Consider the following 25857-nt stretch of genomic DNA (forward strand, 5'->3'; position numbering starts at 1 on the left):
GCATTCGTCTTTCTAATCGCCTTATAACAGGCTGTAGGGATCCATTTCAATTCCAATTTGTACTTTAGCATCGCGATACTGCGCATCATGGCGTGACAGGGTTTCTGAGATTAGCCTGCGTGTGTGAACGCCTGATTTATCAAACGACTTACTTACTTTGATCAAGATTTGCCAACGGTAGTGATTTCTAATTTTCGCTATGGGCGCCGATACCGGACCCATGAGATCAAATTGATTTTTAACCCATGACCTGCGTCCAATTTCGTCGCGGAGAATATCGCAAAAATGTCCGGCATGTTCAACAACTTTCTTCTCATCCTGGCTTTTGAATTGAATTAGAACAAGCCTGCTAAACGGCGGATACATCAGTTCCCTGCGAAAATCGATTTCCTCTTTGTAAAATGAAGCGTAGTCGTGGTTCTGAGCAAATACGATCGCAGAACGTTCCGAATTGTAGGTTTGGATAAAAACTTTACCCAATTTATCTTTTCGTCCGGCTCGACCTGCAACCTGCGTGAGCAACTGAAACGTTCTTTCCGATGACCTGAAATCCGGGAGAAGTAAGCTGGTATCTGCAGAAATTACACCGACCACCGTCACGTTTTCAAAATCCAGGCCTTTTGCAACCATTTGGGTTCCAAGGAGAATAGGCGCTTCACCGCTTTGAAATTTTTCCAGAATCTTGCCGTGTGCGCCTTTTGTTCTTGTTGTATCCAGATCCATACGTACTACCGAATCGGGGCCGAACATGTCTTTAAGTTGTTCTTCAACTTTTTGGGTTCCTATTCCGTGATTTAATATATACGCATTGCCGCATGTCGGGCATTCGCGGTATGCCGGGATCGTATGGCCGCAGTAATGACAGCGTAATCTAAACTGATGACTGTGAAAAGTTAGCGTGATAGAACAGTGAGGACACTCCCCGATAAATCCGCAATCGTAACACTCCACATAATTTGCATAACCGCGGCGGTTCTGAAAAAGGATAATTTGCTGCTTATACCGTAATGCCGTTTGCATCGCTTCACGAAGCGGTTTTGAAAAAACCGGTTTCCATCCCTCCGTGTGAATGTTTTTTTCGTTACGTAAGTTAACGATCTCCACTTTAGGCATCGGAACGCCGTCAATTCGTTTTGTCAGTTCCAACAGCGTATATTTTCCGCTCTGAGCATTATAGTAGGATTCTATGCTCGGCGTGGCCGAACCGAGAATGACAACGGCTTTATTGAGATTTCCGCGAATGACAGCGTTATCACGGGCATGATATTTGGGAACGGAATCGCTTTGTTTGTACGTGTTTTCATGTTCTTCGTCAACGACGATCAGACCCGGATTCTGCATGGGCGCAAATATCGCCGAGCGCGCGCCAATAACGATTTTGTAGTCACCGCTTTGCAGCTTCCGCCAGGAATCAAACCGTTCTCCCATCGACATACGGCTGTGAAGCACTGCCACAAGGTCTCCGAAATGCGCTTTGAAGCGCTGCACGGCCTGGGGCGTCAGTGAAATTTCAGGAACAAGCACGATAGCTGTTTTGCCTAATTCTAATACGCGCTTGATGGATTCAATATAGACTTGCGTTTTCCCGCTGCCGGTAACTCCATGCAGCAAAAAGGTTTTATATTCGCTTTTTTGAATCGCCTCGTCAATAACCGTAACGGCATTTTTTTGTTCGGTATTGAGCGTCAGCTGTTTTGGCTTTTCCGGAATAAAGTCATAAGGATTACGAATTTTTTCCTTTTCAAATATGGTCACTAATTTTTTGGCCGATAGTCCTTTTAGTGCAGAAAGTGGTGCATTATTGACCTGTAACAAATCCGATTGGCGTATTTCTGTCTCTTCCTCGGAAGAGATGCGTTCTTCTGTCCAATTTTTTAAGTAGGCTAATAGCTCCGCTTGTTTAGGTGATCGCTTCTCCAGCGATTCCATCGCAGCGTCAATACGCTCCGGTTCGTCTGTTAATGCCGGCGAAAATCGAACGTATTTTTCAAATCGTACATTTATGTCAGAATCGCTTAGCACGTCTTGTTCGCTGATAATCTGCAGTTTCTTCAGTTCATCGATATTTTTTGCCAGATTGTTTGTGCCGACTTTTTTAATTAGGGCTTTCAGCGATAGTTTTTTATAGACAAACAATGCTTTCAGTATTCTTGACTGCACCGGTTTGGTCTTCTTTAATGTTTGAATTTCATATTCTCCGATGGATGCTGTCAGCGTAAATATTTTTTCGCTGCGTCTGTCCATCCCCGGCGGCAGCATACTGTCAAGCACTTGTCCGACCGGCGTCATGTAATATTCTGCAATCCATTGCGCCAATGAGAGAAGTTCTGATGAAAAAACCGGCCATAGATCTAAAATATCATAAATGGAAAGACAGTTGGTCACATCGGATGTTTTCAGAAGACGTATGACGTATCCGGTTGTTTTCTTGTTTCCCAGAGGAGCAATGACACGGCTTCCTTCCTGGATGAGTTCCCGGAGATTTTCAGGAATTTCATAAGTAAAATTTTTGTTCAGTGGAATGGGAAAAACAATCTCGGCAAATAGGTGTGATTCTGTCATGCAGCAATATATTTATCTGTCAGTGTAAATGCAAATAGCCGACTCAAATATCCATTGAAATGGATTTAAATATCTTTATATTTAGACGCGAATCAATTATCCACGTACCAAATCTTCATGTCTGCCTCCGTTAAAAACATCGAAATCGAACGCATTGACGCTTTGCTGCGTCTGGACATTCCTGGCCGCCCGCAGGATGATTTCATAAAGACGTTTATCAGGCAAATCGAAATTCTCTCTCCGGATCTTTTACGAACATTTCGGAAAAATATCAGTGAAATTCTCAGCGATCGCGAATCGAATCAAAAAGGCCATCTCAAAGTCGAAGCCATCCTTGAATTACTTGATGTAAGCAAGCTTCAAGCCTGGCTCATCGAGTCGGGTGTACATGAGCGCGCGGCAAAGAATATCGTTCAAGGACTTAAAAGCCGATCTTCCGAGGAATTAAACCGTCTCATTCACGGCTCTTTTTATTCAGACAATGATGGACGTTCGCTGGCCGACATGCTGCTTGAATCCGGGATTACGGAAGGGGATACCTCCAAGTTCATCAGCATCATCGCTGAAATGGAATTAAGTGTAGACGAAATTCTTGAAAAGGTTTTTCAACTCAATTACCTCGCTGAAAATGCAGCCCGGCAGGAAGCTCTTCGCGGGGAGATGAATTTAAAAGAATTGGTTACTTTGTACTTATATACCGTCCTGCAGGTGGTGATCAGCGACTACGGTCTTGACGAAGACATGATATCTGAAATCGCCAATCGTATCGGACTATGCAATAACATGAAGCGCCAATTCATAATCGTTCGACAGCTGGAACGTTATTTTTTCAAGTCCGCCTCCGTTGAAGAGAGTAAAAACAAACCCAAAGAGTTCTGGCTGAAACTGATCAATGATACTGAGTTAAAGATCGCGCTGGAGCAGTACGTCACCGATGAGAAATTGTCTAAGTCGGATATGGAATTGGCAGAGCTGTATTCCGAAGCGCATCATATTTTCGACGACGTAAGTGAACTGCAGGATGAAACATTGGCGCTTATTTCCATCACCTACCGCCTGGATAACCCGGAAGAGAGCGGCCACACTGTGGAAGAACTGCTGGCCATGATTGACCAGATTAAATTACTTACACAGGAATTTGCCCCGCTGACCATACTGCAACGTGATATTTTTTCTTTTTTTGAAATTCTGGGTGAATGCGACCATCATAATCAGGTTTTCCGGAAAACGATACTAACGTTCCGGCGCCAACTCAGAAAAGTAGTTGAGGCAAATGAGAAATCGGGTGATCGAGTCACGTTGGAACAGCTAATACTAACTTATTTGTATTCACGTTTAGATGCTTATTTAGAAGATTACGAAGGCGACAGGCCTTCGCTTCTCAATGGCATACGCAACCGGCTCTCGCAATGTCATGCCTTTAACCGGCAATTTGCTATTGTAGATTTAGTCGAACAGCATGTTTATGAAAACCCCGGGCTTATTCAAATTGCTGACGAATCGTATTGGCCGGAATTGATCAATACGCTTGAGCTAAATATCATTTTGGAAATTTATATCAAGCGGGAATATCTTGTATCCGGGGTAATGAGTTTGACCAAGAATCAGATCCTCGACCGCATTCAATCCAGAATTTATAGTATTGAAGATATTTCGATCAAAAGCTTAACTGTTGTTTTTTTGACGGCGCAACTTTCAGCGCTTCAAGATCAGTACAAAGGCAAAACGATCACGTTGGATGAACTCATTCATACTATAGATGTACTGCAGAAGGACGCATCTATGGCGGCTGCACAAATCAGCGTTCAAAGCAGAGTCAAGCGTGAACTGCTAGGGATTCTTACTGAGAGATTATTTCGCCTGGAAGTGATCCAGCAATCTTTTACTTCTGAAACGCATCACGAATTATCAAGCAGACTTGATGAGGTGGTTGTAGGACTCAGAACCCGCAGGGATAATTTGATGGAAGGTAAAATGGATCCTGAGGAACTTCAATCGGACACGAATCAATATCTTACTGACTTGAAAGTTGTTAAACTTATCAACGACGCAGAACTGGTTCACAAAAATTTTATCGCTTCATCAGCACGGGAACAGCTAAAAAAATAGCTCCGACGAGATTTTATTTCACCTGCAAATTTGATTTTCTTGTCATTTTATGGAAATTTCCAGCTCGGCTGCACCGACTATATTCATAGAAGACGAATGTTGAGCAAAAACTATTAGTGCAGCGTTTTTAAAAACCATTTCCGGCGGAACGATAATCGTCATTTCGCTTTGGCCTTTGACTTTAGTGTTTTGAAAAGCGCGGACGACATTATGGTGTTTCAGTGTTCTTCCTGCATTTTCTCCGCGTCTGATTTCCCTTGACAGCCCGCGTTCTACAACGGCAAAATTCAGAACCATGTCTGCAAGAAAATTGTCAACGGCGTAGATTACCTTAATTGTGCTGTCATTTATAATAAAACATCCTTTTAGGTCGATTCGAACTTCAGCTTGTCTGCTTAATGCATATTTGACGGCCGTTTCTGCTCGAGAGCGATTGGAGCCGACAAACTCCGTCGAACCGTTCACAATCATTTGCGGCGTATACACGCTTTGCAGTGAAAACACTTCACCGTAGCGGGACTGGCGCTGAGTATACTCTTTTTTGCTATAATCGTCTTTCCAACCAAGATAATTCCAATAATCAACATGATAGGCCAAGACATAAACCGGGAGATTATTTTCTTTATATTCGGAATGAAGCTTTCCTAATATTTCATCTGCAGCAGGGCAGCTGGAACATCCCTCCGAAGTAAACAATTCAACGACAGCAAAGGTCGTTGGAATAACATCTCCGGCCTTGTCGCTCTGCGCAGGCACAAAAACCATGCTGACATATATTGCTGACGTAACAAATAGTGCGATGGAGCCGATAAACAAAAAATTGGTTTTCATGTAATTCTTTTATTAGAACGTAAGTGAATCACATGTCATAACGTGATCCGGAGAGAACTATTCCAAATAACTTACATGTTTTCCTTTTTTATGTTTTTGAGATACCAATCTTTTTGGTCTATTAGGGGTTCTGTGGTCGAACGAATGAAAACGGGATTCGCGCCTAATAAAACCCTTGAATCACCCTGGTCGGTCTTGACTTCCATAGGTAATTCATAATCAATATTCTTGATGCTGATCTCGTACTTTCCTTCATCCGTTTTGCGTAAATAGATTTCAGGTAATTCGGTTGTGTGCAAGAAATTGTGAATGAACTTAGTATAATCCACCGGTGAGTTTTTTTTCACCAGTTTGATGAAATCCTCTGTTACCACACGGTTGCGATATGTGTAAGCAGAATCGGTGGCAAATTCCTTTATAGTTTTGAAAAAAAGAGAATCGCCTAACATGTATCTCAGAGAATGCAGAAGATAAGCGCCTTTGGAATATACATCCATGTGATACGATTCGGACGTATTGGCGTTTCGTTTTATTATGATTGGTTTGCGGTACTTTATTCTTCTCTTGATCGACTGCATATATTCGTGATACCCGTTCTCGCCGGTCTTATCAAGATGATACAACGATTCGCCGTAGGTGCAAATACCTTCATGAATCCACGTGTCCGCCCAATCATTGACCGTAACTTTGTTTCCCCACCATTCATGCCCCATTTCGTGCAGCATGAGTTGATCAAATTTATTTCTGGCAATAATATCATAAGAAAATTTATTTCCATACGCGTTCAGTGTCTGATGTTCCATCCCAAGATAATCCGTTTCAGCTAAACCAAACTTCTCATTTGCAAACGGATATTCCCCGAAATATTTTCTGTACACTGTAAGCATGTCAACCGCCATATCGATCAGTTCATCGGCTTTACTACGATCTTGCGGAAGTACATAGAATACAACCGGCATCGTCGTATTTAGATCCGTCGTGTATTGCCGTGTAACCCGATCGTATTTTGCAATACTGATATTCACGTTATAATTATTAATCGGGTAATTTGTAACCCAATTGAAAGTTCTAAAACCGGATTTAGGGAATGTAATACTTCGAAGTAATCCGTTCGAAGCGCAGTAATAGGGTTCTGGAATTGTAATATGTACAGCGACGCTGTCCGGTTCGTCCGACGGATGGTCTTTGCAGGGAAACCAAATTTTGGCGCCTTCTCCTTCACACGAGACACCGATCCAATCGTCGCCGTTGGCATCTTTGGACCAATTGAATCCGCCTCTCCAAGGAGGAAGTTTTGCTTCCATCGGTTGTCCATGATAAACGATTTTGAAGTCAATCACCTCACCGGCACTAAGTGATTTATTGAGGTTGATCCATAACTTATCCTTTTCGCGCGTGAATTTTTGCTGAACGCCATTCATCTCCGTTTCCTGTACAATAAGATGCTCAAAAAGATCCAACTCAATTTTGTCCAAACTGTCTGCTAGCGAAGTTAATTTAATTGTAACGCAACCTGCAATGCTCTTTTCAGTTGAATTTACGGTTAAATCTAAATCGTAAAAAACTACATCGTATTTCGCCTGATTTTCAGATAGAATTCCTCCGGACGGATAATCTACAAATCCGATGTATTTGTTATATAGGAATAGCCCGGTCAAAACAACAGCTAAAATCAGGCTGCCAAGAATAATGCCAATCCATTTCCAAAATTTTTTCATGGTTATAATCTCCATTTTTTTGTGCTATAAATGTATTTCTAAATGATTCAATTATCAAGAAAGAATAAATTTCCGTCGACGGAAATTCCGTCAGTTCGGCGTTTTAGACAGCCGGTTTGTGATATTAAAAGTTATAAAAATAGAGTGTTACATGTTAGGCATGCGATTTGTATTAACTGTAAGCGTTCATGACGACAATGAAGCTAATTAACCATTTTCACTTAAAAAAAGGAGTTTATTATGACAACCGATTTGAGAAAAAGCAGTTTAGTCATGCTGTTCAGCTTGATGTTGTTTGCGTTTTTGTCCAGTTGCGGCGAAAACACAGGTACGACATTAACTGTGGATGAAGAAGCCATCCAAGCGGACATCGAAGAAGATGCCGATGAAATTTACGGGCTTGATATCATGAATGAAGATGATCCAAGCAGTTTCTCGAAATCAAGTTCGACCTCCGAAGCAATAGATCCATTTGCTTACGGTCGCCGGTTAAGAAACCGACAGGTCGAAAGACGCGCTCTTGAATTTGAAGTTTCGGAAACCGGCCAAACAGCCATGGTCACGATTACCTTCATGTTAAGAGGCCAGTTTGTAATTCGCGACAGAGATACGAATACAAACACTAAAGGTATTTATTTAAAACCGTTTGAACATCTCATGCAGCGTAAAGCGACTTTCCAAAGAAATCCTGATACGCTTGCTGTTCGCAAATGGTTAAGAACCTCGGTTACGCCGGCTTACGGAATTTCCAAGAACGGAACCATGAGCCTGACCGGAGACATTCACATTACCGTGACGCACGCGGATCAGAGTGTGACCAATTACACGGTTTCATCGGATCCTCTAACTACCTTCTTCACCGGCGCCACTGTTCCCACGATAGTTCCCGGCGATATGGTAAAAGTAGAAGTCGCTATTGCCAATTCGAATGCCGCGGATGCTCCTTACGGAATTATTCATCGCGGACGTCATGCGCAGCCGCTCAGCCGCCTGAAACAATTGTTCAACGATAACGGCGAAAATGGCGATGCGACGGCAGCAGATGGCGTGTTTACAACGCAATGGACCATTCAGAATAACGGTATCATGGGCTATCATCTTGGCGTCTTGGATTTCTTTACAACGACTACGATATTTGACGACACGCTTCCGTATAATTCGCTGGTTGTCGCGTTCCCGTACAATAAAATGCAGTAATGTCTTTTACCTTTCAGAACAGGTAAGCATTAAGAAGTATATTTTCCTGGATACGTGGTAGAGAGTTTAAGCCTCCTGAGCTCTATCACGTATCCTTCTTCTTTATGGACTGCAAAATGCGAGGAATAAATGAAAACTCTATTGTATGAAATTCGATACTATCTGATTGCTACCCTTCTCGTGATTTGGCTCGTACCGGATCACGGAAAAGCGCCCGTGGTGCAGGAAAGGAAAAGCGCAAAACCTTTCTCTACTATTCGCAAAGACCAAATCAAGTATCCGGCGTATTTGCGAGTCGGGCCAGATAGAGAATGGGACACGGAATTTCAGCTTCTTCTCGAAGAAGAAATGAAAAAAGAAAAAAAGGATTTTGAAAGAGATAGTCATGACCTATTTCCTGAACCGAACCGCTACTAAGGAACAAGCCCCCATTTCTTCAGTTCGTCCAGCATTTGATAGTTGGTCATGTCCACCTGAATAGGGGTAACCGAAATTTTATTCTTTAGCACAACGACATCATCAATATCATCCGCTGTATCCAGGATCATTTTTTTGCCGGTCAACCAGTAGTATGCGCGCCCGTTCAGATCATGGCGTTGTTCAAATATCTCATCGTATCGCCCTTTACCCTGACGGGTGATCGCCACGCCTTTGATGTCGGCTTTCTTACATAGCGGAACATTGACATTGAGCAATGTGTCCGGAGGTAACCCTTTTTCCATAACCGTTTTTGCGAGGCGCGCTGTAAACTCCGCAGCATAAGAAGCGTCCGCTTTGTGATCAAAGCTCAACAGCGATGATGCGATAGATGGAATCCCTAAAATAATTCCTTCGGTTGCCGCTGAAACCGTACCGGAATAAAGAACGTTGGTCGCGGTATTGGAACCGTGATTGATCCCGGATACAATGACGTCCGGTCTCTTCGGCATAAGGCTCTTGATTGCAATTTTCACGCAGTCCGCCGGCGTTCCTGAAATGGCATATCCGTTAAATTTGTCTGCACGGTTATATTCGATAACACGTATAGGTTCGTTGATCGTGATCGCATGGCCGACCGCACTTTTCTCCAGATGCGGGGCTACCACAGTGACTTCGCCGATTTTTTTTAATTCTTTGTATAACGCATATAATCCATTGGAGTCTATGCCGTCATCATTGGTCAGAAGAATATGTTTCATGATTCCTTCCTGTTATTAGTATCAGTTTGAGTTTATTTGACTGATGTCAAAATTTGTATTTGTGTTTTTTTCAAAAAAGACCAGCAATCGGGACAATGTGTCTTTCAATTCTTTTCGATTCACAATCAGATCAACAAATCCGTGCTCCAAAAGAAACTCAGCTCTTTGAAACCCTTCCGGCAGATCTTTACCTGTAGCTTCTTTTACAACTCGCGGGCCGGCGAATCCGATTAATGCGCCAGGTTCTGCCAGGATAACGTCGCCCAACATCGCAAAACTGGCCGTCACTCCGCCTGTAGTTGGATCGGTCAGCAGAGAAATAAACGGAAGCCTCGCCTCATGCAGAAGCGCGAGTTTCGCGCTGGTCTTAGCCATTTGCATCAGGGATAATGCGCCCTCCATCATGCGCGCGCCGCCGGATGCGGACACGATAATAAATGGTAATTTATGTTCTAAGGCGCCGTCCGCAATTCGAGAAATCTTTTCTCCGACAACAGAGCCCATGCTGCCACCGATGAAGCCAAAATCCATAACTGCAATAGCCGTTGGTCGTCCGTGGATTTTTCCATACCCTGTATGCACCGCATCTTTCAGGCCCGTTTTCGAGACCGTGGTCTTTATTCGATCAGAATATTTTTTTGTGTCGGCAAACTCCAGTGGATCAACGGCAATCATATTCTTGTCTATCGGCTTAAACGTCTTCGGGTCCAGTATGATCTGTAAATAAGTTTTAGCAAAAACACGAAAGTGGTAACCGCATTTGAGGCATACATAAAGATTCTTTTCCAGGTCTTTTTTATATAGAATTTCACCGCAGTTATCGCATTTGGTCCAAACATTAGGTAATTCTTTTTTTTCAGTGCCTTCGCTAATTCTGTCTTTGGTTCGCTGAAACCAATTCATCTTATTCCTCATTTGTTAAGTTCAGATCCATCAAAACGGCATCTTCCTGCCGCATAAATCCGTCATAATAATAGTTCTTCCGTACGCCAACTTTTTCAAAGCAATATTTGTTATATAACTGAATGGCGGGTTCATTGGATTTGCGAACTTCCAGCATGATCTTCTTACAATTTCTATCGCGGGCAATCGAAATTATTTTATTCAGCAGTATCTCTGCGACGCCCTTTCGGCGGCAGTCCGGATGAACCGCAATATTGGCTAAATGACATTCATCTATAATTGCCCATACAATGGCAAAAGCAATAATGTGATGATCAAACTCCATAACGAGCTGGGTTGACAGATCGGAATTTTTGAATTCGTCAAAGAAATTGTTCTTCGTCCACGGGCTCTCAAATGATGCCCGCTCAATGGCCATGACCTGATCCAAATCTTCCGGTCGCATCAAACGAATTAAATGATGTTCACGGATTGTGAGTTCATCCATAATCATCAAACTTTTGTCCCGCGAAATCCCTGTACATACATCGGTACCAGAGCGCTTAATGTATCCATTTGCCGGTTGAGAATTTTACGGTGCCCTAGGACCGTCACAAAAAAAACATCCGGATAAGAAAATTCTTTGCTCATGACCATTACTTTCTCTCTTGTCTTTTCAGGTATTTGATTGATGATTGCTTCGGTTTTATCGGAAATTAATACCGTCTCAGGTTCAATTTTATTGATAATTTCCATCGTTGTTAAGACCGTATAGTCGGATATCCTACGCCCCTGCTTATATGAACAATAATAAAACTCATCCTTTCGCGAAGATGTGGCTATATGCAGCGTTTTATCGATAAACCTGACTTTTTCAGCGATCACGTCCAATGAGGGTACGCTTACAATCGGAATATTAAGACCTAACGCCAGCCCTTTTGCCGTCGACAAACCGATTCGCAATCCGGTGAAAGAACCTGGTCCGATCGAAATCGCTATCGCATTAATACTTTTCTTTTCCACACCGGTGGTTTTTAAAAGATCATCGAGCAGGGGCATGATCTTTTCGGAATGTGCGTTCGGAATATTTGGTCCAATTTGCGCAATCGGTTTTAGTTTATCCGAAACCGCTTCAGATAATGCAATCCCGCACACAGCAGAAGATGTATCTATACCTAAGATAATCATTTCAAACTTTTATTGCAAAAATTCAATGTGAATTTTTCGTGTGTTTTCATTTTCTTTTTGAAATTGTACTTTCCAATATTTCCCCTTCAAATGATCCTGAATATGTTCAGACCACTCGATCAAAGCCACTGAATCGGGAGCCCCCATATATTCATCAATACCTAATTCATCAATGTCTTTTGACTTTTCGACACGGTAAAAATCAAAATGATGTATTTTTATTTTATTGTCGGAAATCCGTCCATGATATTCATTCAAAATAATAAAAGTGGGACTGTTTACAGGTTCCTTCGTTCTCAACCCCTTACATATACCCTTGATAAAAACCGTTTTTCCGCTGCCTACCTCTCCAAAAAGAGCAACGATGTCCCCGGGACTAAGTTGATTCGAAAATAAAAGTCCTAATTCGATTGTTTCAGATTCTGAGGATGTTTTTTTTTCGAGTATGTGCGGTGTATTTATCAAAACGTGGCAACCTACAAAGATAAAACAGCCTATGCAAGTGCAAATTCAGTCCGATATTGGGAGGTATATCTTAAACTCCGTGCCTCGGCCAACCTCAGTGTCAAAGGTTATTTTGCCTTTGTGGCTTTGTATAATTCCATAGCAGATCGAAAGCCCTAATCCGGTTCCTTTACCGACCTCTTTGGTCGTAAAAAACGGATCAAAAATTTTATTTTTTATTTCATTCGGAATTCCCACGCCGTTATCTTGCACGGAAATAACCACATTGGGCTTTTCGGCATAACAACTGATCTTTACGCAGCCTTCACTTCCATCATAATTTCTTCGTTCGATTGCCTCTATTGCATTGATCATGATCTGCAGCAGCGCCTGATTCAAATGACTTGGGAAGCCTTTGATTTTCGGAACGTAAGTAAAGTTTTTCAGAATCGTAATATTCCTTCTGTCGCGGGAACGAAGCAGGCTCAGCATATATTCCAGGTTTAGAGCGATGTCAACCTCCGTTGCGGCAGATCCGTCTGAGGTAGAAAAATCACGTAAGCCAACAACAATATCCTTGATGCGCTCTGTTCCGATCTTGATGGCGCGAATCATATCCTGCATTTCATCCATGTGTTCATTGATCTGATGCGCAACGCCCGGGTCCATCTTATGCTCGTCCACACCGGCCTGCATAATCGCCCTGACTTCTTTGAAATCAATGTCTAAATTGGCCGCGTTTCCGTATGTAAAATTCAATGGATTATTCATTTCATGCGCAACCCCGGAAACGAGTCTTCCGAGTGAGGATAGTTTTTCGGCCTGCACCATTTGCGCTTGCTGTTTTTCAATTTGATCGTTTTTGTGTTCGAGTTCTTTGTTTTGCTGGTCAAGAATCTTATTTTTTTCATCAATCTCGCGCGTGCGCTGGGCTACTTTATTTTCCAGAACAATGTTTTGGGTTTTTATGCTCCGTAACCTGGATTGATAAAAACTGTATGCTGCAATTAACAGCAGGAATCCGGACGAAAATTGAAACCAAAGCGTTTTCCAGAATGGCGGCGTGATGATGAGCGTGATCTCAGCAGGCTTTTCGTTCCATATTCCGTCACTGCTTGTAGCTTTGACTTTAAAAACATAATGGCCGCCGTCTAAATTAGTATACGTAGCATATCGGCGTTCATTTGAATATATCCAATCCTCGTCAAACCCTACCAGTTTATACGCATAATGAATTTTTCCTGGAGTCCTGTGATCCAGAGCAACAAATTCAAATCCAAAAAAATTGTCTTTGTATGAAATTTCAATGTTTTTCAAACTACTTATATCGGTGCCAAAGTCGATTTCTTTATCAAATTTTCTAAATGCAGTCAAATAGACTGGCGGAGTATAATCGCTTTCAATCAATTCTCCCGGATCAAAACTGACCATGCCGTTGATCCCGCCAAAAAAAACTCGTCCTTTTTTATTCCCAAAGTAAGAGCCTTGATTAAATTCGTTACTTGGCAGTCCGTCTTGTGTATCATAATTTCGGAAAGCGTCATGTCCGGTCTTTTTAGGATTGAACCTGCTCAAACCCCGATTGGTACTCAACCATAAATTGCCCTCGGCATCTTCTAAGATGCCATACACCACGTTATTAGCCAATCCGTCTTTCTGCGTATACGCCGTAAAAATACCGTCTTTAAATTTATTTAGACCGCCGCCGTGCGTGCCTATCCACAAAGTGTTTGCAGAATCCACGTACATCGACAAGATGGTATTGTGCGACAGACTATTGGGGTTATCTGCAACGTGCCTGTAAACGGTAAAGTCTTTCCCATTGTATTCGTTTAATCCGTTCTGCGTTCCAACCCATATAAGCCCCTTCTTGTCTTCAACCACAACATTAACATAATCATCTGAAATACTGCTATGAGTGGAATCGTTGGTTAACCGCTCAAAAACCGGTCGGGGTTTATCTATTTCTTTCGACGATATCCGGTTGATGCCGCCGCCAAAAGTTCCAACCCACAAATCACCGGTTCGATCCTGATATAGGCAGGTTAATTGGTCATTTGAAAGACTTGTTTTATTATTCGGATCATTTTTGAAGTTAAGAAAACCGGTATTCCTGCGGCCGCTGATTCTTTTTTCATATTTGCTCAATCCGGTTTCCGTACCAATCCAAATATTTCCGGCATGATCTTCCAACAGCGCATATACAGTATTACTTGACAAACTTCCAGAGTTGTTCGGATCATGGCGATAGCTTGATAAAAAGTCTTTCCTGTAGACATTCAGACCGCCGCCATAGAGCCCAATCCACAAATTTTCATGACTATCTTCGAACATTGCCCATACATCATTACCCGTTAAAGAGTTTGCGGATTCCGGAATGGAACGATACACGGTAAATTTATTCTCTTTAAATTTATTAAGCCCGCCGCCGGAGGTCCCAATCCAACAGGTTCCTGCGCGATCACAATACACGAAGAGAATTTCATCGTTCGATAAACTGCTTGGGAGTTTTGGATTATGCTTATACCGTGTGAATTTCCCTTCACGCAGCACATTCACTCCGCCGCCGAAAGTTCCCGCCCATACATCCCCGTTTTTGTCCTGCGTTATGGAAATCACATTATTTTGCGATAGACTATACGGGTCTTTCGGATCGTTTTTATAAGATTTGAACGTATTTTTTTCTCTGTCTAATTTATTCAGCCCACCTCGAACTGTCCCGATCCAAATTTGCCCTTCACGATCCTCGAAGAGAGAGAGTATTCCGTTATACGACAAGGTGCCGGCGTCGCCTGGTTTGTTTTTGTAGGTTACAAATTCTTCTTTTGGCCCACCTGCAAGATCCATTTTGCTCAGCCCGTCTCCCGTGCCGACCCACAATGTCTGATAACGATCCACCAATACAGAACGCACGGAATTATTGGGTAAACCTGTTGATTTTGTAATATCATACTTGTATGACTTGAACTTTTCCGTTTTGGGATCAAACATATTCAAACCATCATCCTGAGTTCCAATCCAGATATTGCCGGCGCTGTCCCCACAAATGGATGTGATGATGTCGTTGGATAAAGAATTTGGATCCGAAGCGCGATTCAGATAGGTGGTAATTTTCCGGTTGGATAACTTGTTCAACCCGCCCAAAGTTCCGATCCACAAGTTGCCCGCAACGTCTTCATACAATGCTTGAACGGTATTATTAGAAATGCTGTTGACGTTACCCGGTTCGTTTTTAAACACGACAAAGGAATATCCGTCAAACCGGTTTAAACCGTCCTGAGTTCCAAACCACAAAAAACCTTTTTTATCCTGATAGATTGTATTGACTACGCTTTGCGATAGCCCCTGTTCTATCGAGATGCGTTCGATCAGATAGTCTTTTTTCTGCGCAAATAACGCAGCGCCAAAAAAAGCAAATGAAAGGCTGATGAAAATAAATTGCTTTTTCATGATGAAAAGTAATTAGGAAACGTTCAGATAATATCGGTCGGTTAAGTAGTGATCCATATTTTCTAAGTTAAATCGGCAGCGGCGTCTTTATCGAGAAACCAAAACAATGAGCCGGGCTTGGGTTGCACCAGTTGTGAAGGAAGGGTTTTAGGAGCCTCCGTATTTGCCAAAACTTGTTTTATCATTTTGCTTTTGACAGATCCGGAAATGATGAATAACACGTTTCTGGCGCGGTTGATCATCGGGAATGTAAAAGTGATTCTGTGCGTATTCAACTTTTTTACAAAATTATCGACGACCAATCTGTCTTTAACTTTTAAAGCCTCCGTATCCGGGAATAATGACGCCGTATGCCCGTCATCGCCCATCCCAAGAAGGATCAGGTCGAATTCAGGAAACGTGCCGTCGGATATACCGAAAAATTCTCTGATATCATCTTCGTATTGTTGTGCAGCCAGCATCGGATCTTCTTCGCTCGCCACACGATGAATATTTGACGGCGGAATTCCTACCGCATCCAGCAAAGATTCTTTTGCCATTCTGAAATTACTATCCGGATGCGTGCGAACTACCGAACGTTCGTCTCCCCAGAATATATGCGTTTTCCCCCAATCAATTTTTTCTTTCAGCGGTAAAGCAGCCAACATGGAATAGACTTCTTTCGGTGTACTGCCCCCCGACAAACACCATGCAAATTGCCCTCTATTTTGAATCGACTCCTGCGCTATTGAAACGATTTTCTCGGCTGAATTGCGTATCAGGTCTTCCGTGCGGTCAAACACTTTAACTTCCCCGGTCATCAAAACTCCTATGGTAAAGTCACCGTCATTGCTAGCAATCTATAAAATCGGGCTGACTAATTCAAGTTTTCAAAATCCTAAATTTAGTTCAAGTTAATCTTGTTTTATCGAAAAAACATTGCCATATTTGCGGCGTTAAAATTGAAAGGGGCTAAAATATGAATCTTGAAATTCAAAAGATTACTGCAGATAAAAAGAAAACCAAACCCGTTTTTGATTCTTCATTAGGATTTGGAAAATACTTTTCTGATCATTTTTTCATAATGAAATACGATGCAAAAAACGGTTGGCACCAGGCGAAAATTGAGCCGTATCGCCAGCTGATGCTGGATCCTGCCGCCATGGTACTGCATTATGCCCAGGAAATATTTGAAGGGCTCAAAGCGTACAACAGTAAGAACGGAATTTTTCTTTTTCGAGCCAAAGACAACTTAAAGCGGATGAATAATTCCGCGCGGCGGCTTTGCATGCCTGAAATTGACATCGATTTCGTTCATGATGCGATGAAAAAACTTGTATTAATTGACAAAGAATGGATTCCATCCGCGCGGGAAACGTCGATGTACATTCGTCCGACCATGATTGCTACCGAAGCATCCGTCGGCGTTCGTGTATCCGGCGAGTACCTTTTCTACATCATTGTCGGCCCGGCCGGATCGTATTATCCGGAGGGATTTAATCCTATCAAAATATTTGTTTCCGATAAATACGTTCGCGCGGTGCGCGGCGGCGTCGGTGAAGCTAAAACCGGAGCAAATTATGCCGCGAGTCTTTTCGCCGCTCAGGAAGCTAAAAAAATGGGATGCAGCCAGGTATTGTGGCTTGATGCGATCGATCAAAAACATGTCGAAGAAGTTGGAACGACCAATATTTTCTTCCGTTTTGACGATGAAGTGGTAACCTCGCCACTTACCGGAACCATCCTTCCGGGCATTACACGCGATTCCGTGATTAAACTCCTTAAAAGTTGGAACATGAAATGTACCGAACGCCGTATCAGTATTGATGAAATCATGGAGGGATCGAAGAACGGTAAACTGAAAGAAGTATTCGGTACGGGAACGGCTGCTGTTATTTCTCCGGTGAGTGAATTGCATTATAAGGATGAAGTTTTTAATGTTGGCGGCGGGAAAATCGGCGATATCTCCCTAAAGCTTTATAATGAAATTCTGTCCATACAATACGGTGAAAAAACGGACCCGTTTGGATGGGTTGAAAAAATAGGATAGCAAGTATTGAACATTACTGATGATTTCCGCGTATACAAACAAAAAATCCGAACAGGCGAACATTCGCACTAAAAAAATCTCATTGAAAGGATATAGTATGCACTCATTTGATGTTACCTTTGCATTTCTTTTTTTGTTTTTCTTTGCTGCCGTTTCCAACGGCACGTCACAGGAACGTGATCGCTCTAAAATAGCAGATAAAGACAAATGGGATCTGACCAAAATTTATTCAAACGACGATGCCTGGCAGGCCGCTAAAGAAAAGATCATCAAAGACATTCCGACCTTACAACAATACAAAGGAAAACTGCATCTATCAGCGGATCAGTTACTCGGATGTATGGATCTGTATTTTGGAATGTCCAAAGAATTTTCAAGGCTTTACAGCTACGCGAGTATGAGTTCAGATCAAGACACGCGTGAATCAAAGTATCTGGCTATGGTTCAGGAAATGGGTCAGATCGGCTCCAATTTCGGCGCCATCGCCGCTTTTGTAGAACCGGAAATATTGAAGATCGATAAAAACAAAGTCGATGCTTTCATAAAAAGCGAAAAGAAGTTGGAAGTTTACAGACATTACCTAAATGACATCTTGCGCCGTCAAGCGCACACCGGTACAGAAGGTGAAGAGAAGATTATCGCCGATGCCGGTATGATGGCGGATAATTCCCAAAGCAGCTACAGCATATTATCCAATGCAGAATTTCCGTATCCCGATGTCACGCTCAGCGACGGGAAGACTGTCAAACTGGACCAGGCGACCTTCGGCGCTTCGAGAGCGCTGCCTAATCGAGAAGACCGCAAGAAAGTGTTTGCGACATTTTTTGGACAGCTGAATAATTACCGCAGGACGTTCGGAACCCAGTTATACGGCGACGTGAAGAAAAATATGTTTTATATGAAGGCGCGTAAATACTCGTCTTCGCTTGAAAGCTCGCTCGACGCAAATAATATTCCGGTGGAAGTTTATTACAATCACGTGAAGAGCGTCAACGCAAACCTGTCCACGTTCCACCGGTATCTAAAATTACGTCAGAGAATTCTTGGAGTTGATCAGCTTCATTATTATGACCTGTATGCGCCGTTGTTAAAAGGCGTTGATCTGGCTTATAACGTCGAAGAAGCGGGAAAGAATATTGTTGCTTCACTCGCGCCGCTCGGTAATGAGTATGTTTCAATCATCAAAAAAGGATTGAACGAACGCTGGATTGATATGTATCCGACCGAAGGGAAACGTTCCGGCGCCTACTCCAATGGTTCCGCCTACGATGTACATCCTTATATGCTGATGAATTATAAAGGTAAGTATGACGACATGAGCACGCTAACGCATGAACTTGGCCACACGATGCAGAGCTATCTGTCTAATAAGACACAGCCGTATGCGACGGCAAATTACCCGATCTTTGTTGCCGAAGTCGCCTCCACATTCAACGAAGCTTTGTTGATCGACTATATGCTCAAAAACATCAAAGACGACGCGACTCGTTTGTCGCTGTTAGGCAGTTACCTCGAAGGCATCAAAGGTACGGTATTTCGCCAGACCCAGTTTGCGGAATTTGAACTACGTATTCATGAGCTGGCAGAAAAAGGCGAAGCCCTCACCGGAGATAAATTTAGCGAAGTATATTACGACCTCACCAAGAAATATTACGGACACGATCAGGGTGTTTGCATCGTAGATGACGAGATCAAATCCGAGTGGGCGTATATTCCGCATTTTTATTATAATTTTTACGTGTATCAATACGCCACATCCTTTACTGCATCTGCGGCTTTATCTGAAAAAGTTTTGGCGGGCGACAAGGACGCGACCGCAAAATATCTGAATTTTCTATCGGCGGGAGGCTCTAAATACCCTATTGAACTTCTCAAGGACGCGGGGGTTGACATGACAACATCTTTACCTATGGAACTAACGATGAAAAAGATGAACCGAGTGATAGACGAAATGGAGAAAATTCTGGACCGTATGAAAAAATAATTTTTTAGGTCAAGCTTACTTTAGCGGGTGAGGTAGTTGCTTCACCCGTTTTTTTATTTCAACTTTCCAAAACTCCAAACTTCAAGCATCAAATAACAAATAATACTCAATGACAAGAACACGAAACTTCGAATCGCAACGGATGTTTCGGTCATTTGGCGTTTGGAATTTATTTGTGATTTGCCTTTTAAGATTTGTCCATATATGAATCTTCTTTCCACAGAAAACATATCGAAATCGTTCGGCATCAAAACTCTTTTTAAAGACCTTTCATTTGGAATTGAAGAAGGACAAAAAACCGCTTTGATTGCGCTCAATGGCGCAGGAAAGACGACGCTCTTGAATATGCTGACCGGAAAGGATGCACCGGACACCGGAATGATCATTCTTCGAAATCAATTGACCGTCGGCTATCTGGAACAAAATCCAAAATTCAATGAGTCGGCGACGGTATTAGAATCCATCTTTCAGGCAGACCATCCGAAACTCCGTGTGATCAGCGCCTACGAAGCCGCTATGGAAGAATCTGAACTCAGTTCTACCGAACAAAATCAGAAAAATTTGGCGGATGCCATGGAATCAATGGAGCACCTAAAATTGTGGGATTACGAATACAAGATAAAAGAAATATTGTCCCACCTAAAAATAACCAATCTCCATCAGACCGTTGAGACCTTATCCGGCGGACAGCGTAAACGCGTTGCGCTTGCGCGCGTATTAGTGGAAGAGCCCGGCCTGCTGATTTTAGACGAACCGACCAATCATCTTGATTTGGACATGATTGAATGGCTTGAAGATTACTTGTCTCGTCCGAATCTTACTTTGTTTCTGGTCACTCATGACCGTTATCTTTTGGATAACGTCTGTGATGAGATACTGGAATTAGATCAGGGCGAACTTTTCCGCTATACAGGAGATTATTCTTATTTTCTAGAGAAAAAAGCGGAGCGCGAAGATATATCGGGAAGAGAACTGGATCATTTGCGGAACCGGCTGCGGCATGAATTGGAATGGATTAAACGCCAACCCAAAGCGCGCACGACAAAATCTAAATCACGCGTAGAGGCGTTTTACGGTTTGCAGGAAAAAGCCGCCGGCAATGCCCCGGAAGAAAAACTCAAACTCGATATGCGGATGAAGCGCGTCGGAGGTAAGATTCTTGAGCTGAAGAAAATTCACAAAACCTACGGCAATCTTACTATACTAAACGGCTTCGATTATACTTTCAAAAAAGGCGAGCGCATCGGAATTGTCGGCAGTAACGGCACTGGAAAATCAACGTTTTTAAATATCATTACCGGATTAGAAACGACCGATTCCGGAAAAATCGACATCGGAGAAACGATTCAATTTGGATACTATTCACAACAAGGCCTTCTTGTCAATGAAGACAAACGCGTAATCGATATTGTTCGGGAATTTGCAGAAGTTATCACCATAGGGGCCGGAGAGAAATTGACAGCCTCACAATTCTTGAATTTATTTCAATTTCCGCCGGCAAGTCAACATACGCCTGTTTCCAAACTCAGCGGCGGCGAAAAGCGGCGTCTTTATTTGTTAACCGTACTTATCAAAAACCCCAATTTCCTGATTCTCGATGAACCCACGAACGATCTTGATCTTACGACATTAAATATTCTTGAAGAGTTTTTGATGAATTTTAAGGGTTGCCTTTTGGTCGTATCGCACGATCGATATTTTATGAATAGGCTTGTTGATCATCTTTTCGTCTTCGAAGGCAACGGCTTCATCAAGGATTTCAACGGCAATTATGCGGAATACAGAGAAAGCCAAAAAACAGATACGCCCAAAGAAACCGTTGTGATAAAACAAAAGAAAGATGAAGGCGCGCCGAAAACCAAACTGTCCTACAAAGAAAGACAGGAATTTCAAAAATTAGAGGTCGCCATTGCCGAACTCGAATTAGAAAAGGACAGGCTTACAAAATTACTCGAGACCGGCGGTTCCGATTACCAGGAACTGCAGAAACACTCACTGCGTTTGGCAGAAGTTACTCAACTTCTCGACGAGAAATCCACCCGCTGGCTCGAACTATCTGAATTCGCGTAAAACACATCAAAACCCCTACTTTAACTTCTCCAGCATCTGCTTCGCATTCTCATTCCCCGGATCCATCTCCAGAACTTTTTTGTAACTCTCTATCGCCAATTCCTTCTTCCCGATCAGCATATAGGCTTCGCCCAGACTGTCGTATCCGTTAGGTTCATCAGGGAAAAGCCTTATATTCAATTTGAATATTTCAACCGCCCAGTTCGGTTTTTTCTCTCCGATCAGGTCGTAGCCAAGCCGGTTCAGCATCATCGGCTCGCGGATCCCGTACTCATTCTTTTTGAGAAGTTCATCGCAGTTCTTTGCAAAATCATCGATCCCGTTCTTGGAAATATATTGATAGATGAATTGAGGCAATGGGAATTTCAGCGTCTCATACGGCCTGCCTAAAATGATACTTTCAATGCTTTCGCCAATCTGTTCAGCCGGTTGTCCGGCTCCGTCGTAATTTGACAAAACAATGACCGTATAATGCAGCGCAGGAATCTGCGTCACGGAGCTGTTCCATCCGTTAAGGCCGCCGGCAAGCGCGCTGATGAACTTTGGATCAGCCATCATTTCTTTCCAGGTCTTTTTAGGTTGATCTTCATAGCGTGTAAAGAGTTTTAATTTCATTCCATCGCTGAGTACTTTGTTACTAAACATCTCTGCTTCATAGAATTTGAACAGATCGGAAGCCGATGCATACATGCCACCGGCCGACGTCGGCACAAGTCCGGGGTTGATCCCTTTTTCAGCTCGTTTCAATCCGGAAAGGGAGATCTCTGTTCCCGCGGCTTTATTCACTGCGTTTCTGGTATCCGGATAGATGAACATAGAATGCGTCATTCCAAGAGGTTTCAGAATTCGATCCCGAACATTTTCCTCGTAGGTCTTGCCGGTGATCTTTTCGATGACACCGCCGAGCACAACATAACCGGAATTAGAATACGCTCGATCGGTTCCGGGTTCAAATAGCAACGGCTCATCTTTGATAAAATCGAGGAGGCTGGAGATCGTTCTTAATTGCCCAAACCGGAAACGCGGGCTTTGCATGTAATCTCCCATACCGGATTGCATGGTCAAAAGTTGTTTTACTGTGATCTTATCGGCTATCGACTTTGGAAACATATTCAAGTACTTGCTCAAAGGATCATTAAACGCCAATTTGTTTTCCTGTACCAGTTGGCATATCAATACTTGTGTGAAGTCTTTGCCGTTGGAACCAATATTGAACATAGTGGAGTCATTGATCGGCGTTTTCGTTTCCCAATCTGCATAGCCGAATGATTTTTGATAAATAATTTTGCCTTCATGCGCTATGAGCACATTTCCGGAAAACACATCTTTTTCGATGGCCTGGGCCATTAGCAAATCTACTTGTTCAACTACATTCATTTTAGATTGGCTCCACACATTCATTGTGAACAACAAAATTGCGCAAACGTCTCGAATTGCCTTAGTCATTATATTCTCCCTCATGTTATGTCCATAATTAATTTTATTCGGTCAATACTAATTCTTTCAAATTATTACGTTGGGGATTAAAAATATCCGGATCATAATCAAGATACTTTTCTTCGAGGAAAGTCAGGTCAAATCGCTCGATCTCATGGCCATTTTGTCTCACAGAATGGGAAACATGAAAGATCTTGTTCTTTTTCATATCAATTTTTACGATCTCCCGAACATCTATTTTTTCAGATTTTGGCGATTCGCCTTTTTCGACCAGCTCAATTAACTTTGAAATGGTTTGACCAGCCTTTGGATCATCCGTGATCCTGAATAAGTACAAGTCGTTGCTGTGATTCACTTCGAGAACTTCGTACATATCGCCGTCGGAACTTGTCTCTCTACCGGCATAGGTCACAAGTGAGTCCGTTTTTAGCGTTTGTACAATTTCCAAGGGAGTTCTTTTTGAAAATGATTCGGGCGTCCAGCTATCATTGAATATGTATACCTGAAGCGTTTTTCTGTCCTCCGGTAATGGAACAACCAAAACGCGAAGATCTTTAACTTCTGTCGTGATAGTTTTGCCGTTATTTTTGGCAGGAATGGATTTTTCTTCAATGTTGAACTTAAATTTTATTTGTTCATGCTGTTTCGAATACATTTTTCCGTTCGTTTTTATAGTATGCCCCAATTCTTCGCCCGTTACCGCATTTCGAGTCTTGATGCTGAACTGACGATGGCGGTCATAAGACCATTCCTCTTCCTCCACGGGAGTTCTTCCCGACAATGTTTTAAAAAGCGTCCGAAGGTAGTGCATTTGCCCATCTCCGGCCATACGCGTGTAAGCCGATTCGATATGAGTAAGAAGCTCATTTGCAGAAGAAAAAGTTGGCGGTGTCATCATATATAAAATGATCACTGCGGTTGCCGCCGCTGTAACGGCGGTGCTGATAACATACTTTATTGTACTACGCCTCAGGGATGTTTTTTTAAAATAGGGTGAGTTCAGTAATTGCCTTCGCAGTTTGTTCTTAAATGTCAGGGGCACACGTTCAGGCAATGGTGTTTTTTCTAATTCTTCAATTAATTTTTGAGTATCCATATCTCAACTTTCACGCTTGCTAACTTTTCATGCCCTCTTTTAATTGCTCCAATGCTCTATGAACCAAAGACTTAACTGTACCTTCGGGTTTAGCGAGGATATCTGCAATTTCCGATAATGTCTTTCCTTCAAAAAATCTGAGAACGATTACGCTCTGATATTTTGAATTCAGTTGGCTTAACAGCTTATGCATCTTAATAAAATAAGACTTCTGCTGCAGTTCTCTTTCAGACTCCAATAACTCAAAATCTGCTGAGTTTGATTCCTCGGTCAAAAGATCGACAAAATCCTCAATGGAGGTTGTTTTATAATTTTTATGTTTTCTGAAATAGCCGTTAACCTCATTGGTAGCTATCCTAAAAAGCCATGCGGAGAATGGCACCTGTTTCCATCGAAAAAGCCAAAGTTTCTTGAGCGCAATATGAAAAGTATCTGCGGCGATATCTCGCGCCAATTCTACATTGGCAGTACGGTGAAGTAAATAGCGGTAAACCTCATCATAATAGCGATCAAATAATTCTCCGAACGCCAATGGATAGGTTCTTGCCCTTTCGATCAGTCTCCGTTCATTCTCCAGAAAATCACCGATTGCCGTTTCAAGTTTTTTGACTGGTTGATCCATATCTACCTATAATGCATTAATTTAAAAAAGGTTGCAAAATAAATTAAGCCTTGAAATATTTCAAATCATTCTTGACACTTTGTTTCTTTTTTAATATAGTTGTTAAATACAACTAATTACTTGAATATTTAAACAATAAAGAAATGATCCACCTGTTAAGAGAAGAGTCTCGGCGCATGGTTCGCGAGCTTAATATGCTCGGGCGCACTTTCCGTAACACGGGTTTGACCCACTCTGAGATACACACGCTAATCGAAGTTGACCACCACAAAGTACTCACAGCAAGCGAATTAGCCGATCTGTTGAATCTTGATAAGTCAACCATAAGCCGAATAGCTACGGCTTTACAAAGAAAAAAATTGATCTCGGTGACTACGGCAAGACACGATGCAAGACAAAAGGAATTACGACTCACTGCTTCGGGCACTGCGAAGCTTCGCAATATTGACCGGCTGGCTAATCAGCAAGTCAGCGCAGCGTGCGAACTGTTGGAGAAGGAGGAAATAGAAAACGTCTATAACGGCCTTCGCCTTTACGCTAAATCATTATGGCGGCGGCGGCATGGTGAGAAATACAACATACGTCCGATTCGTCGGGGCGACGACCCTTTTATCGCTAAGATTATCAGACAAACCATGACGGAGTATGGCGCTGTTGGCGCCGGCTTTTCCATACAAGACAAAGAAGTGGATACGATGTTCGATTCCTATAACACTAATCGTTCGGCATATTTTGTTATCGAATGCAACAGACAAATTCTAGGTGGCGGTGGAATTGCACCGCTAATTGGTGCTGAACCTCATATTTGTGAATTAAAAAAAATGTATTTTTTACCTGAATTACGAGGTTTTGGCCTTGGTAAAAAAATTCTGAACTTATGCTTAACGCGTGCAAAAGAGTTGGGTTATACTCATTGTTATCTTGAAACATTAAAACGAATGCAGGAAGCAAATCGCCTATATCAAAAATCCGGATTTAAATTACTCACTTCTCATTTGGGCAACACGGGTCACCATAAATGTGATGCATGGTATCTTAAAGATCTTTAGCTCTTAAGTGA

General features: G+C 42.4%; 20 protein-coding genes. 7 read left to right on the forward strand and 13 right to left on the reverse strand.

The annotated features are described in order from the left end of the window. Window positions 1-21: 21 nt before the first annotated feature. Window positions 22-2562, reverse strand: a complete 2541-nt coding sequence (gene priA / locus F9K33_04150) for a primosomal protein N' (GenBank protein KAB2880751.1) — start codon at window positions 2560-2562, stop codon at window positions 22-24. Window positions 2563-2679: 117 nt separating this feature from the next. On the opposite strand from priA, the gene F9K33_04155 reads away from it, so the two are divergent. Beyond that, window positions 2680-4671, forward strand: a complete 1992-nt coding sequence (locus F9K33_04155; protein ID KAB2880752.1) for a hypothetical protein — start codon at window positions 2680-2682, stop codon at window positions 4669-4671. 42 nt (window positions 4672-4713) lie between these two features. Here F9K33_04155 and F9K33_04160 read toward each other — a convergent pair whose 3' ends face one another. Together F9K33_04160 and F9K33_04165 are read right to left on the reverse strand one after the other, a co-directional pair. Further along, window positions 4714-5502 (reverse strand): DUF1223 domain-containing protein, encoded by a 789-nt coding sequence (locus F9K33_04160; protein KAB2880753.1) that lies wholly within the window; start codon window positions 5500-5502, stop codon window positions 4714-4716. A 71-nt stretch (window positions 5503-5573) separates the two neighbouring features. Further along, window positions 5574-7235: a hypothetical protein gene (locus F9K33_04165; GenBank protein KAB2880754.1), complete on the reverse strand. Its 1662-nt coding sequence runs from the start codon at window positions 7233-7235 to the stop codon at window positions 5574-5576. Window positions 7236-7460: 225 nt separating this feature from the next. Between F9K33_04165 and F9K33_04170 the strand changes: the two genes are divergently transcribed. Continuing rightward, window positions 7461-8417, forward strand: a complete 957-nt coding sequence (locus F9K33_04170) for a hypothetical protein (protein ID KAB2880755.1) — start codon at window positions 7461-7463, stop codon at window positions 8415-8417. Window positions 8418-8546: 129 nt separating this feature from the next. Continuing rightward, a complete protein-coding gene (locus tag F9K33_04175; protein ID KAB2880756.1) occupies window positions 8547-8834 on the forward strand; it encodes a hypothetical protein in 288 nt (95 codons plus the stop codon). Here the strand turns inward: F9K33_04175 and surE are convergent. The 7 genes from surE to pgl form a co-directional block, all read right to left on the reverse strand. Continuing rightward, window positions 8831-9595 (reverse strand): 5'/3'-nucleotidase SurE, encoded by a 765-nt coding sequence (surE, locus tag F9K33_04180; GenBank protein KAB2880757.1) that lies wholly within the window; start codon window positions 9593-9595, stop codon window positions 8831-8833. The genes F9K33_04175 and surE overlap by 4 nt on opposite strands. A gap of 21 nt (window positions 9596-9616) precedes the next feature. Continuing rightward, window positions 9617-10498, reverse strand: a complete 882-nt coding sequence (locus F9K33_04185; protein ID KAB2880758.1) for an acetyl-CoA carboxylase carboxyltransferase subunit beta — start codon at window positions 10496-10498, stop codon at window positions 9617-9619. Window position 10499: 1 nt separating this feature from the next. Beyond that, window positions 10500-10994: a ribosomal-protein-alanine N-acetyltransferase gene (gene rimI / locus F9K33_04190; GenBank protein ID KAB2880759.1), complete on the reverse strand. Its 495-nt coding sequence runs from the start codon at window positions 10992-10994 to the stop codon at window positions 10500-10502. Beyond that, a complete protein-coding gene (gene tsaB, locus F9K33_04195) occupies window positions 10991-11665 on the reverse strand; it encodes a tRNA (adenosine(37)-N6)-threonylcarbamoyltransferase complex dimerization subunit type 1 TsaB (GenBank protein KAB2880760.1) in 675 nt (224 codons plus the stop codon). The genes rimI and tsaB overlap by 4 nt, the downstream gene beginning before the upstream one ends. Before the next feature lie 9 nt (window positions 11666-11674). Continuing rightward, window positions 11675-12175, reverse strand: coding sequence for a tRNA (adenosine(37)-N6)-threonylcarbamoyltransferase complex ATPase subunit type 1 TsaE (gene tsaE, locus F9K33_04200; protein ID KAB2880761.1), 501 nt, complete (start codon window positions 12173-12175; stop codon window positions 11675-11677). Next, the gene (locus F9K33_04205; GenBank protein KAB2880762.1) at window positions 12176-15559 is read right to left on the reverse strand and encodes a GHKL domain-containing protein; all 3384 of its coding nucleotides are present in this window, start codon (window positions 15557-15559) and stop codon (window positions 12176-12178) included. Window positions 15560-15621: 62 nt separating this feature from the next. Continuing rightward, on the reverse strand, window positions 15622-16359 hold the full coding sequence (gene pgl, locus F9K33_04210) for a 6-phosphogluconolactonase (protein ID KAB2880763.1): 738 nt from the start codon (window positions 16357-16359) through the stop codon (window positions 15622-15624). Window positions 16360-16517: 158 nt separating this feature from the next. Here pgl and F9K33_04215 point away from each other — a divergent pair, with 158 nt between their 5' ends. The 3 genes from F9K33_04215 (at window position 16518) to F9K33_04225 (ending at window position 21642) form a co-directional block, all read left to right on the forward strand. Next, the gene (locus F9K33_04215) at window positions 16518-17588 is read left to right on the forward strand and encodes a branched-chain amino acid aminotransferase (protein ID KAB2880764.1); all 1071 of its coding nucleotides are present in this window, start codon (window positions 16518-16520) and stop codon (window positions 17586-17588) included. Between the two features lie 19 nt (window positions 17589-17607). Beyond that, a complete protein-coding gene (gene pepF, locus F9K33_04220; GenBank protein ID KAB2880765.1) occupies window positions 17608-19572 on the forward strand; it encodes an oligoendopeptidase F in 1965 nt (654 codons plus the stop codon). A gap of 204 nt (window positions 19573-19776) precedes the next feature. Then, entirely contained in the window at window positions 19777-21642 is a 1866-nt protein-coding gene (locus tag F9K33_04225) for an ABC-F family ATP-binding cassette domain-containing protein (GenBank protein ID KAB2880766.1), read from the forward strand. A 15-nt stretch (window positions 21643-21657) separates the two neighbouring features. Here the strand turns inward: F9K33_04225 and F9K33_04230 are convergent, their stop codons facing one another. Genes F9K33_04230 through F9K33_04240 form a run of 3 tightly spaced genes read right to left on the reverse strand, consistent with a single transcriptional unit; the run spans window position 21658 to window position 24797 of the window. Beyond that, window positions 21658-23103 carry a serine hydrolase gene (locus tag F9K33_04230; GenBank protein ID KAB2880767.1) on the reverse strand — a complete coding sequence of 482 codons (1446 nt, stop codon included), beginning with the start codon at window positions 23101-23103 and terminating at the stop codon, window positions 21658-21660. A gap of 19 nt (window positions 23104-23122) precedes the next feature. Continuing rightward, entirely contained in the window at window positions 23123-24175 is a 1053-nt protein-coding gene (locus F9K33_04235; protein KAB2880768.1) for a hypothetical protein, read from the reverse strand. Between the two features lie 19 nt (window positions 24176-24194). Continuing rightward, the gene (locus F9K33_04240) at window positions 24195-24797 is read right to left on the reverse strand and encodes a sigma-70 family RNA polymerase sigma factor (GenBank protein KAB2880769.1); all 603 of its coding nucleotides are present in this window, start codon (window positions 24795-24797) and stop codon (window positions 24195-24197) included. Window positions 24798-24940: 143 nt separating this feature from the next. Here F9K33_04240 and F9K33_04245 point away from each other — a divergent pair, with 143 nt between their 5' ends. Continuing rightward, complete coding sequence (locus F9K33_04245) at window positions 24941-25846, forward strand: MarR family transcriptional regulator (GenBank protein ID KAB2880770.1); 906 nt, start codon at window positions 24941-24943, stop codon at window positions 25844-25846. Window positions 25847-25857: the final 11 nt, after the last annotated feature.

Source organism: bacterium, assembly GCA_008933615.1.
In the GTDB taxonomy this organism is placed as follows: domain Bacteria; phylum CLD3; class CLD3; order SB21; family SB21; genus SB21.

What these genes read in the sequence shown, in the direction of transcription:
- priA (KAB2880751.1), bottom strand. Translation starts at nt 2,562, where the DNA reads ATGACAGAATCACACCTATTTGCCGAGATTGTTTTTCCCATTCCACTG.
- F9K33_04155 (KAB2880752.1), top strand. Translation starts at nt 2,680, where the DNA reads ATGTCTGCCTCCGTTAAAAACATCGAAATCGAACGCATTGACGCTTTG.
- F9K33_04160 (KAB2880753.1), bottom strand. Translation starts at nt 5,502, where the DNA reads ATGAAAACCAATTTTTTGTTTATCGGCTCCATCGCACTATTTGTTACG.
- F9K33_04165 (KAB2880754.1), bottom strand. Translation starts at nt 7,235, where the DNA reads ATGGAGATTATAACCATGAAAAAATTTTGGAAATGGATTGGCATTATT.
- F9K33_04170 (KAB2880755.1), top strand. Translation starts at nt 7,461, where the DNA reads ATGACAACCGATTTGAGAAAAAGCAGTTTAGTCATGCTGTTCAGCTTG.
- F9K33_04175 (KAB2880756.1), top strand. Translation starts at nt 8,547, where the DNA reads ATGAAAACTCTATTGTATGAAATTCGATACTATCTGATTGCTACCCTT.
- surE (KAB2880757.1), bottom strand. Translation starts at nt 9,595, where the DNA reads ATGAAACATATTCTTCTGACCAATGATGACGGCATAGACTCCAATGGA.
- F9K33_04185 (KAB2880758.1), bottom strand. Translation starts at nt 10,498, where the DNA reads ATGAATTGGTTTCAGCGAACCAAAGACAGAATTAGCGAAGGCACTGAA.
- tsaB (KAB2880760.1), bottom strand. Translation starts at nt 11,665, where the DNA reads ATGATTATCTTAGGTATAGATACATCTTCTGCTGTGTGCGGGATTGCA.
- F9K33_04205 (KAB2880762.1), bottom strand. Translation starts at nt 15,559, where the DNA reads ATGAAAAAGCAATTTATTTTCATCAGCCTTTCATTTGCTTTTTTTGGC.
- pgl (KAB2880763.1), bottom strand. Translation starts at nt 16,359, where the DNA reads ATGACCGGGGAAGTTAAAGTGTTTGACCGCACGGAAGACCTGATACGC.
- F9K33_04215 (KAB2880764.1), top strand. Translation starts at nt 16,518, where the DNA reads ATGAATCTTGAAATTCAAAAGATTACTGCAGATAAAAAGAAAACCAAA.
- pepF (KAB2880765.1), top strand. Translation starts at nt 17,608, where the DNA reads ATGATTTCCGCGTATACAAACAAAAAATCCGAACAGGCGAACATTCGC.
- F9K33_04225 (KAB2880766.1), top strand. Translation starts at nt 19,777, where the DNA reads ATGAATCTTCTTTCCACAGAAAACATATCGAAATCGTTCGGCATCAAA.
- F9K33_04230 (KAB2880767.1), bottom strand. Translation starts at nt 23,103, where the DNA reads ATGAGGGAGAATATAATGACTAAGGCAATTCGAGACGTTTGCGCAATT.
- F9K33_04235 (KAB2880768.1), bottom strand. Translation starts at nt 24,175, where the DNA reads ATGGATACTCAAAAATTAATTGAAGAATTAGAAAAAACACCATTGCCT.
- F9K33_04240 (KAB2880769.1), bottom strand. Translation starts at nt 24,797, where the DNA reads ATGGATCAACCAGTCAAAAAACTTGAAACGGCAATCGGTGATTTTCTG.
- F9K33_04245 (KAB2880770.1), top strand. Translation starts at nt 24,941, where the DNA reads ATGATCCACCTGTTAAGAGAAGAGTCTCGGCGCATGGTTCGCGAGCTT.